Here is a 15702-nt window from a genome sequence, read left to right as displayed (position 1 = left end):
TCTTTGTTTAGCGTTTTTACCCCGCTTTCAAGGACCTCCTTGTTCTAGCTTTTTGCGCCATGGCCAAAACTGTAAAGCTTATTTTATTGTACAGGGGCGTCATTTCCCGGTCTTTGCTAAAGTGGGCAACATTCATCAGCCAATAGCCAAGGCTAATGGTCCCGTTATCGTCATCTCTCACATAGTCCAGCCCATCCATCGCCCTGGCAGGAGGAGCACAGTACAACGGCAACATCAGTGGTGCCATGTGGCGGCTATCGGGTAATGGCAAAAAAGGGTATGGTTTTACCTACGACGGTTTGAACCGGTTGACCGTAGCCGATTACGGGACCTATTCAGGAAGCTGGGCGAATACTTCAGCCTATGATTTGAGTTCTGTCGGTTACGATAAAAACGGCAACCTGAACTATGATGGAATACGTAATTTAACGATAAGTTATTTTGAAGAATTTAATTTGCCGAAACAGTATTACAAGAATTCCACTAACAAGGTAGATTACTATTACGATGGACTGGGGACTAAGTGGCGCAAAACAGCCACGGTTTCGGGCGTTGCCTCCACCACGCTTTATGATGGTACTTTTATCTACGAAAACGGCACCCTGAAGAAGGTGTTGACCTCCGAAGGGTATTACGACCCGTCGGCAGGGCGGTACTACTATTACCTGAAAGATCACCTGGGGAATACCCGTCTAACCTTCCATTACAGTGGTACCACGGCGGTAGTCGACCAGGAAGTTGAGTACTATCCGTTTGGCAGCCTGTTTACCGGGAACAATCTCGATAAAAATAAGTACCTTTATAACGGTAAGGAATTAAACGACGAGTTCTTTGAAAATTATGACTACGGGGCAAGGTTCTATGATGCTGAACTGGGACGATGGCATGTTGTTGACCCATCAGCTGATAAATACTACTCTATCTCTCCATATGCTTATTGTGCTAATAACCCCATGATTTATATTGACCTAACGGGGATGGAATTTACAGATGCTGCATGGGAATGGGTGAATAAGTTAATTGCGGAGGTTAACAGTCGGCAAGAAAGCAATAATGCAAGAATTGCTGACAAACAAGCAAAGCTGGATGCTGGCGGTCTATCTGCAAAACAAGAGAAGAGGTTAAACAGGCAAATAGGAAATCTTCAAAGCCAAAATAACTCGTTGGAAGGAGTAAGAGGTGAAGTTGCAACAACGGCAGCCTCTGACCAGACGTATAATGTGGTTGAGAGCTCTTCTCAAAATGAAAGCGGGCCTCTTCCTGGCATGGGAACAGAAGTAGCTTACACATCCTTTAACTTTGATACTAAAAATGTAGATATTACAGTATCTCCCGGTGCGGGATTAGGTCTTTTTGCACATGAACTTTTACATGGATATCAATTTGAGACAGGTCAAATTAGTTTGGGAGCTGCTGGCGCAAAAGGGTATAGTTTTCTTTTAGATAAGACGAATGAAGTTGCAGGCTATGCTAGGCAATGGATGTTTGGCAGTAATGAAGGAGTTACAAGCATAAGCACTTTGCCAGAGAGATATAGCGGTCTTCCCCAAGGACCTATAAATGTCCATAACTATAGTTTCCAGGGAAGAAAGTTAAGCGATATGAACCCCTATGAACTTCAGCGATTATCTAAAATAATGAAGCAGGCGTATAGGTATAATGGGAAAACTTTTTATTAAAACTCCACAGAGATGAGAACAAATTTAATTTTAGTATTCTTTTTATTGTTGTCACTGAAGGGAATTTGCCAAGATGTCTTATTTAACTTGTATTGTTACAATCCTTGTACAGAAGAAGTTAAAAGGATAGATTTTTTTGGTCTAAAAAAAGGTGACAAGATTTTTTCGGTCAAAGATTCTTCAGGCTTTCTTCAATTAAAAGATACCGGTGCTTATGCATTGTCATATGCCCTTACTATGATTGATAGCACACAATTAGGAAAGGAATATCACTTCAACTCTGCCGGAAGTTACAGTGATACCCTAAGGCTAATGACTATTACTCCCTGTCTTGAACCGACTTCACATCCCAATTTTATTGGATATTGTTGTTGTGGTGAAGAATGTGAGGGTAAACAGGTAGACTATTACGCAAATGGAAATAAAAGAGTAGAAGGATTCTTTAATAAAGGAAAACCTATTGAGAAGCTGATTTTCTATAAAAGAGATGGTTCTATAAATTACATTGAAAAATACAATAAAAAAGGTAAGTTTAAAAAGAAGACAACATATTAATAAAAGAAAGAGGGTGTCCGAAAAGTTGAATTGGAAAAGTGTTTACTTTCAAATTGAAAGCAATCTTGGATTTACCCCTCCAAACCTCCCCTAAAGGTGAGGCTTAAAGTCCCCTTCAGGGGATTTAGGGGTAAATAACTAAAGCTGTACTTACAATTTGATAGTTCTGAAAATGCTCTTTGGACTTTTCGGACACCCTCTTTCTTTTTACAATGCAGCGATATTTTTAATCTTAATGGATTTTATAAACCCATCAATAACCGAAAGAATATGCCCTTTGTCGGCCTCTTCCATTTTTTCAATCTCGTTAAGGCGTTTAAGCATCTCGGGGTCTTTCAGAATATTTTCCTTGTCAGTTTTCCCCAATAAATAACCTACGGTTGTGCCAACCAGCTTTGCTATTTTTTTAGCGGTCTCAATAGATGGCTTCATCTCGTTACCAAATGCTTAAATCGGACCGTTGGGTTTTTGATATTATCAGGCTTCGTTAAATTCCTGACCTTTATCTCTTAAATAAAATGAACAAATCTTAATCTTTGTAATTCGTTGGAGGTATCGATTTGGGACAAGAAAAATACCGGGGCAGAAATATTCCATTTAAAGCTTCCGTTAAAGCTGCACGCGTAAGTTCCCAAAACATTCCACAGAAGTTTTGATTCTATACCTTTGCATCTTAATTTCTTTCTTATGCCAAACTACGCTAAAATCCCTTTTCGGGCCGATCGTTGGCCATTCTTCTATGGTTGGTTTATTGTGTTGATAGGAACCCTGGGGGTTTTGTTCAGTATCCCGGGACAAACGATGGGTGTTTCGGTATTCACCGACCACCTGATTGGTGAGTTGAACATCTCGCGCGACCAAATCAGCCTGGCGTATATGTTTGGCACGATTGGCAGTTCGCTGTTTCTCACCCTTGCGGGAAAATGGTACGACCGTTACGGAGTTCGCCTGGTAATGAGTGGAGCTACACTTACCCTGGCTTTTGCATTGGTATTGGCATCGTTTTCCCCAGCCATTGTTTTATTGGGGAAAGGACTTGCGTTTTTACCCTTGTCCTATTTTGCCGTGTTCGTTATGAGTTTGCTCTTTTTCCTGATTCGCTTTTCAGGACAAGGCGTAATGACATTGGCGTCGCGCAACATGATCATGAAGTGGTTCGACCGGAAACGTGGTCTTGCCAATGCACTGAGCAGTGCTTTTGTTAGTTTCAGCTTTTCGTTGTCGCCACTGTTTTTGGCATGGGGGATCAACCGGTTCGAATGGTTTGGGACATGGCGTTGGCTGGCAGTATTATTACTACTTTTCGCTGTACTTGTATTGGTTTTCTACCGCGATAATCCGGAAATCTGCGGACTCGTTCCCGATGGCAAAATGACTCATCCTTTAACCGAAAATGAGAAACTTCAGCAGAATCGAAAACAGTTTACTTTGCAAGAGGCACGAAAGACAATTGCATTCTGGGGCGTTGCTATCGCCAATACCTATAACGGATTTTTTATTACCGGATTAACCTTTCATATTTTATCCATTTTTAAGACCGTTGGAATGGATGAATCCAAAGCGCTGGGGATTTTCCTTCCAGCTACGGTTATCTCCGTCATTGTTTCCATTGGCGGAAATTACATCAGTGATTTCGTTCGTTTGAAATATCTTCTTTTCATTATGGCATTGGGAGGCATATTGTCTTCTGTTGGGTTAATTTTGCTTGGTGATGGATGGGCCTATTATGTGTTGATTATAGGAAACGGAATTGTGAGCGGTATATATACTGTTCTTTCTGCGGTGGCATTTCCCCGCTACTTTGGCCGAAAGCACCTCGGCGCCATTTCGGGCTTTAACATGTCGATGATTGTTTTTGGCAGTGCTATTGCTCCTTTGATTTTTAGTTTGAGCAAAACGCAAACCGGTAGCTATTATACGGCCGGAATGTTCTCCCTTACGATTGCCGTACTGATATTCCTGCTCGCAACCCGCGTTCACAACCCACAACAAAGTTAAACGTTCATACTTCCTATCTTGAATGATTCGGCTCAATTTGTTACTCATTCCCCGGTTTGTTGGTTGATATTCAATATCCGTTGAAAAAATCCTGCCCTTTTGTTTCATTTTTGTACAAATTTAATTGAACAAAAAACTTTTATATTCATTTAAGACATGAAACTCTTATATTGCGGCAGAATTGAAACAGCTTAGATCCGAAATAGTCGAGCAGTCTCCTGACTTTATGGAAAGAGCCGGGGAGTATGAAAATGTGCTGAATTCCTACCGGGAAGCGCTCAGGCAGACAGTTGATCGGGAGCAGGGGCCAGCGTTGAAAAAGCATCTGGACCGGGGAAAACTGCCGGCACGTAAACGCATCAGTTTACTGATTGATCCGCAGACTCCCTTTCTGGAGCTTTCGCCTTTGGCTGCATACGATCAATATAATAACCAATTCCCATCGGCAGGAATCATTACCGGTATCGGTCGTATCCATGGCCGCGAAACGGTAATTATTGCCAACGATGCAACCGTGAAAGGTGGTACCTACGTGCACGAAACGTTGAAGAAGCATCTCAGGGCACAGGAGATTGCCATGCAGAATAATTTGCCGTGTGTATATCTGGTCGATTCGGGGGGAATATTCCTGCCAGAGCAGGCACGGTTATTTCCCGATCGGTTTGATTTCGGCCGCATTTTCCATAACCAGGCCCGGATGTCGGCGGAAGGAATCCCGCAGATTTCGGTAGTAATGGGCTCCTGTACGGCTGGCGGCGCTTATGTTCCGGCCATGAGCGACGAAACCATCATGGTGAAGGACCAGGGAACCATCTTCATTGGAGGTCCGCCTTTGGTGAAAGCGGCTACCGGCGAAGATGTGGACGCGGAAGAGCTGGGTGGCGCACTGGTGCACACGGGAATTTCGGGTGTTGCTGATCACCTGGCGGAGAACGATATTGATGCCCTGAAAAAGTGCCGTAATATTATTGAAACGCTGCCATTGCCCGATAAACAGATGTTGGATGTGGTTCCACCGGAAGCTCCTTTGTACAAAGCTTCTGACCTGTATGGCCTGGCTCCGGTCGATTTGAAAAAGCCGGTCCGAATGCGGGAAATTATAGCCCGTTTGGTAGATGGCAGCAAGTTCCAGGAATTCAAGGAGCGTTACGGAACAACCATTATTACCGGTTTTGCCAGGATGATGGGATTCCCGGTAGGGATTATTGCCAATAACGGGTTCCTTACGTCGGAGGCATCGTTAAAGACGGCTCATTTTATCGAATTATGCAACTTCCGGAAGGTTCCGTTGTTGTTTTTGCAGAATATCACCGGCTTTATTGTCGGAAAAAAATACGAACAGGAGGGCATTGCCCGTAATGGTGCAAAACTGATTCATGCAGTGGCCACGGCAAGTGTCCCTCGTTTTACGGTGATTATTGGTGGTTCATATGGTGCCGGAAATTATGCAATGGCGGGCCGGGCATATGACCCGAATTTTCTGTTTATGTGGCCCAACGCCCGCATCGGGGTGATGGGAGGTGAACAGGCATCACAGGTGTTGCAGTCTATCGGAAAGAAAGGTGAAAAGAGCGGCGCACCCGATTTGGTCAGCCAGTTTGATGAGGAAAGTCGCGCACTGTACAGCACATCTCGCCTTTGGGATGATGGTATTATCGATCCTACCGAGACGCGCAGTGTGCTGGGCCTGGTTGTTTCCGTATCACTAAACCGGAAAATTGCTGAACCTAAAACCGGTATTTACCGTATGTAGAATAAGTGTTGAATTGATTGATAAAACGAGATTCACAGGGAAATCTGTATTTGCATAACCTGATTGATTTGCCTAAGCATTGGTCTATGGAAGAATACCAAACCATATCGGTTAAACCGGAAGGAAAAACATTAAATCTTTGGTTAAACCGAAGTGAAGTGCACAATGCGCTTAACCGTCAGATGATGGTTGAGCTGCACCGTTTTTTTCAGTGGGCAGAAGTACAGCCGGGGTTTCGTTTCGTTGTGATTCGTGGCCACGGGAAATCCTTTTGTGCCGGTGCCGATTTGAACTGGATGAAAGAATCAGCAACGTTAAGTGAAGCGGAGAACCTGGAAGATAGCCGGTTGCTCACACAAATGCTGATGGCCATTTATCGAAGTTCGAAAGTGGTGATTGGTGCTGCGTATGGTAATATTTTTGGTGGCGGGACCGGATTGTTGGCAGCTTGCGATATGGCTTATACGGTTACCCGCGCCCGGTTTTCATTGAGTGAAACCCGTCTTGGACTGGTGGCGGCCAGTATTACACCTTTGCTGCTGAAACGAATGAAACCCTCGCGGCTAAAAGAATTGATTTTTTCAGGGAGCCATTTTAACGGAACTGAGGCTTTTGAAAATGGTTTAGCTGATCGGGTTTTCGAATCCGTTGAAGAAATGGACCGGTTCATCCTCCAGTTGTTGGAACAGATGCTGAAGGGGGGACCGCGTGCTGTTGTTCGCTCTAAGCAGCTAATCAATGAATTGACCGACGGAACATTGATGAACGAATATATGAAACAAATGCCGGAACTGTTGGCAGAAGTGCGGGTTACTCCCGAAGCCCAGGAAGGCATTGCTGCATTTTTAGAGAAACGAACTCCCGATTGGCCCTGATGATGGAGAGACTGGAAAAAATATTAATCGCCAACCGGGGTGAAATTGCTCTTCGGATCATCCGCGCAGCGCGTTCCATGCACATTTCCGCGGTAGCGGTTTATTCCGAAGGGGAAGCCGGTGCTTTGCATGTTCGCCAGGCTGACGGATCGGTATCGCTCGGAGAAGGTTCGCTGAACGATACCTACCTGAATATTGAAAAGATGATTCAGGTAGCGGTCCAATCCGGTGCCCAGGCCATTCACCCGGGCTATGGTTTTCTTTCGGAAGATTATCGCTTTGCGGAAGCTTGCGCCGAAGCCGGTATCATTTTCATTGGCCCTGATGCGGAAGTATTGAGGCTGATGGGGAATAAGATGGAAGCCAAGCTGTTTGCTCAAAAACTGGGAATTCCTGTGTTATTCGGACAAACATTGGTTGCCGGACAATTGAACGGTGAACCCCAAACGCTGGAGTATCCATTGTTAATTAAAGCTTCCCACGGAGGTGGTGGAAAAGGTATTCAGATTGTTGGTTCGGCTGACGAGCTAAATGAAAAACTGACCCAGGCATCGCGAGCTGCTGCTAATTATTTTGGTAACGGCGAAGTGTACATTGAACCTTACATTGAAAAGGCCCGCCATATCGAGGTGCAGATTTTAGGCGATAGCCACGGTAACCTGGTCCACCTTTTCGAACGTGACTGTACGCTGCAGCGGAATCATCAAAAGATATTAGAAGAAGCGCCTGCAGCGAATCTTCCGGCTTCCGTGCAGAAGAAACTCCTCGATGCAGCTTTGTTGTTGGGAAAAAGAACCAACTATTCGGGCGCCGGAACAGTAGAGTTTTTAGTGGAACCCGATGGCCGCTTTTGGTTCATGGAGATGAACCCGCGTATCCAGGTGGAACATCCGGTAACCGAAGAGGCGACTGGAGTAGATATCGTTCGGGAACAATTGCGAATTGCTTCCGGCAGGCCGCTTTCCTTTCGGCAAAGTGATGTTTCACTGAAGGGACATTCTATCGAAGTCCGTGTCTACCGGGAAGATCCGGAAAAAGCGTTTGCGCCGTCGTCTGTACCGGTTCATTTTTACCGGTTGCCCGGAAATGGTGTCAGGCTGGAAACCGATTTGGATGGAGACAATGTTGCCGGAAGTCTGTTCGATCCGCTGATTGCCAAGATTATTACTTTCGGCGAAAGCCGAAACGATGCGTTGGCGAAGATGCAGCTGGCACTGGATGAACTGACGGTTCACGGCCCGAAGACCAACCTTTTGTATCTGAAATATTTGCTGAAAGAACCTTCTTTCGCAAACAACAACATACACACCGCTTATTGTGGCGAACAGCTGGAAGAACACCTGGATGGATTACAGCAGGGCCGGGAGAATATTTCCCGGGAAGTGCTGTTGGCTGCGTATTTGTACCTCGGTTTTCTGCGAAAGCAAAATAACGCGGCTGATACCTGGGAACAGGTCGGATTTCTTCGTTTAAAAAATGAAGTAGAGATAGCTGTTGACGGTCAGATGTTTTCGGTTGCTTTTCATTCCCGGGAGGGAAATAGTTTTCAGTTACAAACCGGGGCTAAAATGCGGATGGTTTCAGTAAAAGAAACAGAAGATCAGTGGTTAACGGTTTCCCTGGGCGGGAAGAACCACGTAATTTCCTGGTCAAATCATCCGGTTGCCGGTAAGTGGCTGGATGCTGATGGTTTCCATTTTCATGTGACCAGCCCGGATTTACTGGAAGATTACTACGGTGAAGCGGCTGGGGAAGAGCCTGAAACCGCCGAAAATGAAGCGGTGGTCCGCTCGCCGCTGCACGGAAAGATTATCGATATTCAAGTCAAACATAAACAAACCATTAAAAAAGGGGAGGTGTTGCTGGTGATCGAATCCATGAAATCGGAGAACCACGTCACATCGCCCCGCGCAGCAAAAATCAAATCCATTGCTGTGGAAGTAGGCAGCCAGGTAACTGACGAAATGCCTTTAATTATTCTGGAGGATATTTAACTATGGACGAATTATTGCCCAAACACTACGCAGACTATCGTAAGCGAATCAGGGATTTTGCAGAGAAGGAGATTTACCCTGTTGCAATTGGGAACGACGAAAACGAGCATTTCCCGGTTGATTTGACGAGGAAAATGGGTGAAGCCGGACTTTTTGGAATTGCCATTCCCAGGGAATACGGCGGACAGGGGCTTGATACCTTATCGTACATTATTGCCGTGGAAGAATTGGCCCGTGTGGACAGCTCTCCGGCTGCTACCATAGCTGCCCATAATTCACTGGGGATTGCGCCAATTTATTCTTATGGTACGGAGGAACAGAGGAAGAAATTCATTCCGGGTTTGTGTACAGGTGAGAAACTTTGGGCATTTGGATTGACCGAATTGACTGCCGGCTCCGATGCAAAAGGTGTGGAATCGCGTGCCGAACTGGTCGATGGCGAGTGGGTTATCAACGGCTCCAAGATGTTCATCACGAACAGCGCATCGGAAATTGCGTCGGGCATTACACTGCAGGCGATAACCGGCGAAAAGGAGGGTAAGAAAGAATTGACCGCCATATTGGTAGAACGGACTACCCCGGGGTACGAAACCTGGCCGGTGAAAGGAAAACTGATGTGGCGTTCGGTGGACAACGGCAAAATGAAATTTACTGATTGCCACGTTCCGGAAGAAAATTTACTGGGAAAGCGTGGCGAAGGCATCAAGATTATGCTGGCCACACTCGATGGCGGACGTTTGTCGATTGCGGCCATGGGACTCGGTTTGGCGCAGGGCGCTTTCGAGATGGCCGTGAAACATGCCAGGAAACGTGAGCAGTTTGGTAAGCCGATTGCCGAATTCCAGGCGGTTTCCTTTAAACTGGCTGAAATGGCGATGCGTATTGAGCTGGCCCGAAATACGCTGTACCGGGCTTGCCAGTTAAAAGATGCCGGAAAACCTTTCGGAAAAGAAGCGGCGATGTCGAAGTTGTATTGCTCGGAAGTAGCCAAATATGTGGCTGATGAATCGGTTCAGGTTCACGGAGCATACGGTTTGCTCCGCGAAAATCATATCGAGCGTTTCTATCGTGACCAGCGTTTGCTTCAGATTGGTGAAGGAACTTCCGAAATTCTAAGGATGGTCATTGGCCGTTATGTCTTAAAATCGTAAACTGTTTTCCAACGAAATCAGATAACCATGGGCGCCGATCGCAAACTGGATCACATCAAACTGGCTTTTCAGTCGCAGATGAACGGAATAGCTGCTGATAACCGCTTCTTCTACGAACCGATGTTGTCAGGGCATCCGGCAGGCGAACCGGAAGAAATTCCGTTTGCCGGGAAGAAGCTGAAAGCTCCGGTTTGGGTTTCGAGCATGACCGGCGGTACCAGGTTGGCTAATACCATTAACCACAACCTGGCCCGGGCTTGTGGTGAGTTTGGACTGGGCATGGGACTGGGTTCCTGCCGCAAACTGCTGGATGGTGATACGTATTTTCCCGATTTTGACGTCCGTGCCGATATCGGTGAGCAACAGCCACTTTATACCAATTTGGGTATTGCGCAGGTGGAGGTGCTGTTGGATAAGGGGCAGACAGACAAAATCGAACGGCTTATCGATCGCCTTCGTGCCGATGGATTGATTGTCCATATCAATCCGATGCAGGAGTGGCTTCAGCCGGAAGGAAACTTCATTCAGCATCCGCCGATTGAAACGGTGGAACGCTTGCTGGAAGAAGTGAATTTTCCGGTTATCGTGAAGGAAGTAGGCCAGGGATTTGGCCCGGAGAGCCTGCTCCGGCTTTTAAAACTTCCATTGGCAGCAGTTGACTTTGGCGCTTTTGGCGGAACCAACTTTGCCCGAATCGAGCTGGAACGCAACAGCGAACTGAACAAAGAGTTGTATGGGCCATTTGTGTGGGTCGGAATGTCCGCTGAGCAGATGCTCGATGTGGTGAATCAAATGGTTGATGGAGGTGAAGAAATCAAGTGCCGCCAGCTGATTATTTCCGGCGGCATACAAAATTTCCTCGACGGTTACTACCTGACTGGAAAATCGAAATTGCCGGCCATCTATGCGCAGGCTTCTGCTTTTCTGAAATACAGCCAGGGGGAATATGAGGTGCTGAGAAATTATGTGGAAGCCCAGCTGAAAGGTTTGCGGATAGCCAAAGCATTTCTTCGGATTAACGAAAATTATTCTGAATGACGAAAAACGAACGGATTATCAGTGGCTTTTCCAAACTGAACCGGTCGCAACGAATCGATTTAATAGGAGACCGGCTGGGACTTGATGAGGCTTCCCGGTTGGTACTCGATAATTTCTTGCATCAAAATCCGTCTACACAAGCGCTCTTCGAAGAGTTTAGCGAAAACTTCCTCACCAACTTCTTTATGCCCATGGGCGTCGTTCCCAACATGGTCGTGAATGGTAAGTCTTACATCGTTCCGATGGTGATTGAAGAAAGTTCGGTGATTGCCGCTGCAGCAAGAGCAGCCAAGTTCTGGGCTTCGTTAGGGGGATTTCGGGCCCGGGTGGCCGGAATGGTCAAAAAAGGACAGGTGCATTTCACCTGGTCAGGGAAAGCTGAATATTTGACTAAGGTTTTTCCTGTTCTGAAAGAGAAAATGCTGGCGGCAACAGAAGAGTTGACCTCACGGATGCGTCAGCGGAACGGAGGTATCATCGCGGTTGAGTTGGTCGATAAAACAGAAGGCCTGGAAAACTATTACCAGGTAGACGTTTCTTTTGAAACAGCCGACGCCATGGGGGCGAATTTCATCAATTCGTGCCTGGAGACCATGGCCGCCGTTTTGGTCGATGAATTGAATAACCCGGAAAGAAAAGGCGAAGCGAGTGTCATCATGTCGATTCTATCGAATTATACGCCGGATAGCCTGGTGGAATGTTGGGTGGAATGTGATATTAATGAATTGGCCCCATTTAGCGGAAAACTGAAACCCGAAGAATTTGCCCGGAAATTTGAAATGGCCGGCAGCATTGCACAGCTGGATGTTTCGCGGGCGGTAACGCACAATAAAGGAATTTACAACGGCGTGGATGCTGTCGTGCTGGCTACCGGAAACGACTGGCGGGCGGTGGAGGCTTGTGGTCACGCGTTCGCGGCTTCTAATGGGAATTACCGCAGTCTGACATTTGCCCAAATCGACGGTAACCGTTTTCGCTACACGTTGCGACTGCCTTTAGCGCTCGGGACGGTGGGAGGCCTGACGAAAACCCATCCGGTTTCCAAACTGGCGCTGGAACTGCTGGAGAACCCTAATGCGGAAACCTTGATGATGATTGCCGCAGCTGCCGGCCTGGCGAACAATTTTGCGGCGGTTGCATCGCTCACGACGGTTGGCATCCAACAAGGGCACATGAAAATGCACTTGACTAATATACTGAATCAGTTAGGGGCTAATACCGAAGAAAAGAGTGCTTGTGTACAATATTTCAGCGATAAAAACATCGCCTACGCGGAAGTGGAGAAATACCTGAATCAAATCAGGAGTGCAAATGCCTGAAACGAAAAGCATACAAGAGAGGATATTTTATTCCCGAGGCAAATTATTGCTAACGGGCGAATACGCTGTGCTTCGGGGTGCAAGGGCCCTGGCTCTTCCGTCCAGGCTTGGACAATATATGGAAGTGATTGAAGGAAACGGGCCCGGCGTTTTGTCATGGGAAAGTACTTCTCCTTCGGGGAAATGGTTTGAAGCCCGGTTCCGTTTGCCGGAGATTGACGTTGTTTCCAGCACCGACCAAAGTAAGGCCGGTGTTTTGCGTGAGTTGATTTTGACTGCCAGACAACTGCGTTCCGGGTTCCTGGAGAAGGAAAAAGCACTGCAGGTAACTTCTACGTTGGAATTTCTTCCCGGATGGGGATTGGGTTCCAGCAGTTCTTTAGTCTCCAATATGGCTGATTGGGCGAAATGTGATCCGTTTGAGTTGAACCGTCGGGTTTTTCACAGTTCCGGATACGATGTGGCCTGTGCCCGTTCCAACGGTCCGATTCTGTATCGAAGGGTGAATGAATTGCCGGAGATTATTGCTGCCAAATTTCGGCCGTCATTTGCCGATAATCTGTGGCTGGTTTACCTGAACGAAAAGAAGAACTCACAGAATGCGGTAAAAGCATTCGCCGGGCAGAATGTGAAAGAAGAAATATTCGTACGCATATCTGCGCTTTCGGAAGAAGTTGTATTGGCTGACGGTTTGGATACCTTTTGTAATCTTTTGAATGAGCACGAAAAACTGGTTGGCGGAATGACCGGTCTGATTCCTGTTAAGGAAAAACTTTTTCCCGAATTTGACGGCTGCATCAAGTCGTTGGGCGCATGGGGCGGTGATTTTGTGCTGGCGGCGACAAAGCAGCCGGAAAAGGAAGTGAGAAAATGGTTTGGAGAGCGGGGATATGAAACTGTTCTTCCGTTTAACGAAATAATTTTAAATGACTGATAAGATAAACAGCTGGAACGAAACGACCTGGGTGAGCCCCTCGAATATTGCCCTGGTTAAATATTGGGGAAAGCACGGGGAACAGTTGCCCAACAATCCGTCGTTAAGTCTGACGCTGAAGAATTCGGTCACAAAAACGCAACTTCGTTACCGGAAACTGGAAAAGCCTGTGCCGGATTCCGGGGATTTGAAAGTTGCTTATTGGTTCGATGGACAGCGGAATAAGGCTTTTGAGCGAAAAGTCATCACATATATGGGACGTTTGCATACCGAAATGCCTTATTTACAGAACTTCGAGCTGGAATTTCGCAGCACGAATACCTTTCCGCATTCAGCGGGAATTGCTTCTTCGGCTTCGTCCATGAGCGCCATTGCACTTTGTTTAGTCGATATGGAAAAACAGTTGGGGTTACGGAAGCCTCCTACGCAGGATGTATTCCGACGGGCATCATTTTTAGCGCGGTTAGGATCGGGGAGCGCGTGCCGCTCGGTGTATGGCGGCTGGGTGGCCTGGGGCGAAGATGGTTTGTTGCCGGATTCGTCGGATCGCTATGCCTCGCCGTTGGAGCAACCGGTTCCCGGACAATGGCAGAATCTGCGTGACGCCGTGTTGATTGTGAGCAGCGCCCATAAGAAAGTTTCCAGCACCGCAGGACATGGATTGATGAACAATCATCCGTTTGCCGAAGGTCGGTACCATCAGGCCAGGAAACATCTGAACTGTATGATGCTGGCCCTTCAGAATGGGGATGAGAAAACCTTCATCGAAGTGGTGGAAAGCGAGGCGCTGAGCCTGCACGGTTTGCTGATGGCTTCTTCGGCGGATGGAATGTTGCTTAAACCGAATTCGCTCAATATTATCAATGCGGTTCGTGCTTTCCGCGAAAAAACCGGATTGATGATTTGTTTTACGCTGGATGCCGGCCCCAATGTGCATTTGCTCTTTCGGGAGGAAGACAAAGTGCTGGTTCGGCAATTTATTCAGGAAGAATTACTTTCTTTCTGCGAAAACAACCAATGGATTGATGACCAGGTAGGAAAAGGTCCGTATAAAGTAGAAAATGAATGAAACGTTTCCCCGCGAAAATATTATTATTCGGCGAGTACAGTATTATTACAGGCTCGAAAGGCCTGGCGCTTCCGTTTGAGTTATACGGGGGCAACCTGGCTTTTCCCGGCGGGAAGATGAGCCTGGTGGAAAAGAAGACGGCCCGAATTTCCAATCAGCATTTAACGGAACTGGCCGGTTTCCTGGAGAACAAAGGAGCGGCAACTGCTTTTTTAAATTTGGCCTCCTTTCGGGATGATTTGGCTACCGGACTGTATTTTCAGTCCAATATTCCCAATCAATATGGAGTGGGCAGTTCCGGCGCTCTCACGGCTGCTTTGTATCACCGCTATGGACGGAATCTTGGTCAGGCCTTGCCGGAAATTAAGGCGCATATGGCCGTCATCGAGTCATATTATCACGGAACCAGCTCGGGATTGGATCCGCTGGTATCGTTTGTACAAAGGCCGCTCTGGATCGAAGGCCTGGAAGAGATTAGCGTCGAAGCCGGGTGGCCGGAGCGTTTTTTCGATGAATATGCGGTGTTCCTAATCGACAGCGGACTGCCAGGCGGAACGGGCGACCTGGTCAATTGGTTTATGGAGCAGCATCAACGCCCTGCTTTCCGCGAAGTTTTCGAAAATGAATTAGCCCAAAGTATTGAAGTGCTCGTTAATAATTTGTTGTTGGAACAAATCGACAAAGTCCATCCGGTTTTGAAGCGTATTTCCGGTTTTCAGCTGAACCATTTTCGTCCGATGATACCGATGGGCTTCCGGAAACATTTCCGTTATGGCCTGGAAACAGGTGATTTTACATTAAAGCTTTGTGGCTCGGGAGGCGGTGGTTATATGCTCGGTTTTACCCAAAATCGCGTGGCAACCGAAAAATATTTCCGCGAACGCGAAATCAATTGCCTGTTTGTGGAAATGATTCCCGAAAGTGTCGACGAAAACAGCTTGCGCCCCTAAAAAGAAAATGTACCACCGGCGCTTCCTTAGCCTCCAATGGTACATCTTCCCGGTGTTTTTATTCGGTTACTGAATGGTCACGTCCAACTGACGGACCAGGAATTTTCCTACCGGGAAAAGGCTATCGGGGTACGATATCATCCCGGTTAATAACCTCCCCAAAAACAACTATCCGGTAGCCCGAAAAGAGTCGGATGTTCGCCGGCGATACCTGGCATCATCGTATTTTTCGCGGTAGCAGGGTTCACTTTTCGCCGCGCATGTTCTTTATTTTGATTGATTCTTAACGATATAATATTTAAGTTGCGTGGAGATTTTTTTAAAAGTTGGCAAACCTGCCGACATGGGACAGCAAACTTAGCATATAGCTTTTCGTGGTAATAAGAG

At 46.8% G+C, this 15702-nt stretch carries 14 protein-coding genes; 12 read left to right on the top strand and 2 right to left on the bottom strand.

The genetic code is table 11. The features are described 5' to 3' along the window. Window positions 1-16 precede the first annotated feature (16 nt). Entirely contained in the window at window positions 17-247 is a 231-nt protein-coding gene (locus GJU82_RS06650; RefSeq protein WP_153631430.1) for a hypothetical protein, read from the bottom strand. Here GJU82_RS06650 and GJU82_RS06645 point away from each other — a divergent pair. Both GJU82_RS06645 and GJU82_RS06640 read left to right on the top strand, forming a co-directional pair. Next, window positions 246-1679, top strand: a complete 1434-nt coding sequence (locus tag GJU82_RS06645; protein WP_153631429.1) for an RHS repeat-associated core domain-containing protein — start codon at window positions 246-248, stop codon at window positions 1677-1679. The genes GJU82_RS06650 and GJU82_RS06645 overlap by 2 nt on opposite strands. 12 nt (window positions 1680-1691) lie before the next feature. After that, window positions 1692-2234, top strand: coding sequence for a hypothetical protein (locus GJU82_RS06640; protein ID WP_153631428.1), 543 nt, complete (start codon window positions 1692-1694; stop codon window positions 2232-2234). A gap of 207 nt (window positions 2235-2441) precedes the next feature. On the opposite strand, the gene GJU82_RS06635 is transcribed toward GJU82_RS06640, so the two are convergent. Next, window positions 2442-2666 (bottom strand): hypothetical protein, encoded by a 225-nt coding sequence (locus tag GJU82_RS06635; protein ID WP_153631427.1) that lies wholly within the window; start codon window positions 2664-2666, stop codon window positions 2442-2444. 255 nt (window positions 2667-2921) lie between these two features. On the opposite strand from GJU82_RS06635, the gene GJU82_RS06630 reads away from it, so the two are divergent. From GJU82_RS06630 to GJU82_RS06585, 10 genes are all read left to right on the top strand, one after another. Then, entirely contained in the window at window positions 2922-4232 is a 1311-nt protein-coding gene (locus tag GJU82_RS06630) for an MFS transporter (RefSeq protein ID WP_153631426.1), read from the top strand. Window positions 4233-4458: 226 nt separating this feature from the next. Then, window positions 4459-5985, top strand: coding sequence for a carboxyl transferase domain-containing protein (locus GJU82_RS06625; protein WP_153633331.1), 1527 nt, complete (start codon window positions 4459-4461; stop codon window positions 5983-5985). Between the two features lie 86 nt (window positions 5986-6071). Then, a complete protein-coding gene (locus tag GJU82_RS06620; RefSeq protein ID WP_153631425.1) occupies window positions 6072-6860 on the top strand; it encodes an enoyl-CoA hydratase-related protein in 789 nt (262 codons plus the stop codon). Continuing rightward, the gene (locus GJU82_RS06615) at window positions 6860-8854 is read left to right on the top strand and encodes a biotin carboxylase N-terminal domain-containing protein (RefSeq protein WP_153631424.1); all 1995 of its coding nucleotides are present in this window, start codon (window positions 6860-6862) and stop codon (window positions 8852-8854) included. Before GJU82_RS06620 ends, GJU82_RS06615 begins: the two co-directional genes overlap by 1 nt. Before the next feature lie 2 nt (window positions 8855-8856). Beyond that, window positions 8857-10005, top strand: a complete 1149-nt coding sequence (locus tag GJU82_RS06610; protein WP_153631423.1) for an acyl-CoA dehydrogenase family protein — start codon at window positions 8857-8859, stop codon at window positions 10003-10005. Window positions 10006-10032: 27 nt separating this feature from the next. After that, entirely contained in the window at window positions 10033-11043 is a 1011-nt protein-coding gene (locus GJU82_RS06605) for a type 2 isopentenyl-diphosphate Delta-isomerase (protein ID WP_153631422.1), read from the top strand. Then, complete coding sequence (locus GJU82_RS06600; protein ID WP_153631421.1) at window positions 11040-12362, top strand: hydroxymethylglutaryl-CoA reductase; 1323 nt, start codon at window positions 11040-11042, stop codon at window positions 12360-12362. The genes GJU82_RS06605 and GJU82_RS06600 overlap by 4 nt, the downstream gene beginning before the upstream one ends. Continuing rightward, window positions 12355-13296 carry a GYDIA family GHMP kinase gene (locus GJU82_RS06595; RefSeq protein ID WP_153631420.1) on the top strand — a complete coding sequence of 314 codons (942 nt, stop codon included), beginning with the start codon at window positions 12355-12357 and terminating at the stop codon, window positions 13294-13296. The genes GJU82_RS06600 and GJU82_RS06595 overlap by 8 nt, the downstream gene beginning before the upstream one ends. Further along, window positions 13289-14365, top strand: coding sequence for a diphosphomevalonate/mevalonate 3,5-bisphosphate decarboxylase family protein (locus GJU82_RS06590; protein WP_153631419.1), 1077 nt, complete (start codon window positions 13289-13291; stop codon window positions 14363-14365). Before GJU82_RS06595 ends, GJU82_RS06590 begins: the two co-directional genes overlap by 8 nt. Then, complete coding sequence (locus tag GJU82_RS06585) at window positions 14362-15315, top strand: mevalonate kinase (protein WP_153631418.1); 954 nt, start codon at window positions 14362-14364, stop codon at window positions 15313-15315. The genes GJU82_RS06590 and GJU82_RS06585 overlap by 4 nt, the downstream gene beginning before the upstream one ends. Window positions 15316-15702: the final 387 nt, after the last annotated feature.

It is taken from the genome of Prolixibacter sp. SD074 (assembly GCF_009617895.1).
Classification (GTDB): Bacteria; Bacteroidota; Bacteroidia; order Bacteroidales; family Prolixibacteraceae; genus Prolixibacter.
This window is presented reverse-complemented; position numbering and strand designations above follow the sequence as displayed.

Bases quoted from the DNA above. Each gene is read 5' to 3' on its own strand.
- GJU82_RS06630 (WP_153631426.1), top strand. From the start codon at position 2,922: ATGCCAAACTACGCTAAAATCCCTTTTCGGGCCGATCGTTGGCCATTC.
- GJU82_RS06650 (WP_153631430.1), bottom strand. From the start codon at position 247: ATGGCACCACTGATGTTGCCGTTGTACTGTGCTCCTCCTGCCAGGGCG.
- GJU82_RS06600 (WP_153631421.1), top strand. From the start codon at position 11,040: ATGACGAAAAACGAACGGATTATCAGTGGCTTTTCCAAACTGAACCGG.
- GJU82_RS06605 (WP_153631422.1), top strand. From the start codon at position 10,033: ATGGGCGCCGATCGCAAACTGGATCACATCAAACTGGCTTTTCAGTCG.
- GJU82_RS06625 (WP_153633331.1), top strand. From the start codon at position 4,459: ATGGAAAGAGCCGGGGAGTATGAAAATGTGCTGAATTCCTACCGGGAA.
- GJU82_RS06590 (WP_153631419.1), top strand. From the start codon at position 13,289: ATGACTGATAAGATAAACAGCTGGAACGAAACGACCTGGGTGAGCCCC.
- GJU82_RS06640 (WP_153631428.1), top strand. From the start codon at position 1,692: ATGAGAACAAATTTAATTTTAGTATTCTTTTTATTGTTGTCACTGAAG.
- GJU82_RS06585 (WP_153631418.1), top strand. From the start codon at position 14,362: ATGAAACGTTTCCCCGCGAAAATATTATTATTCGGCGAGTACAGTATT.
- GJU82_RS06615 (WP_153631424.1), top strand. From the start codon at position 6,860: ATGATGGAGAGACTGGAAAAAATATTAATCGCCAACCGGGGTGAAATT.
- GJU82_RS06620 (WP_153631425.1), top strand. From the start codon at position 6,072: ATGGAAGAATACCAAACCATATCGGTTAAACCGGAAGGAAAAACATTA.
- GJU82_RS06645 (WP_153631429.1), top strand. From the start codon at position 246: ATGTGGCGGCTATCGGGTAATGGCAAAAAAGGGTATGGTTTTACCTAC.
- GJU82_RS06595 (WP_153631420.1), top strand. From the start codon at position 12,355: ATGCCTGAAACGAAAAGCATACAAGAGAGGATATTTTATTCCCGAGGC.
- GJU82_RS06610 (WP_153631423.1), top strand. From the start codon at position 8,857: ATGGACGAATTATTGCCCAAACACTACGCAGACTATCGTAAGCGAATC.
- GJU82_RS06635 (WP_153631427.1), bottom strand. From the start codon at position 2,666: ATGAAGCCATCTATTGAGACCGCTAAAAAAATAGCAAAGCTGGTTGGC.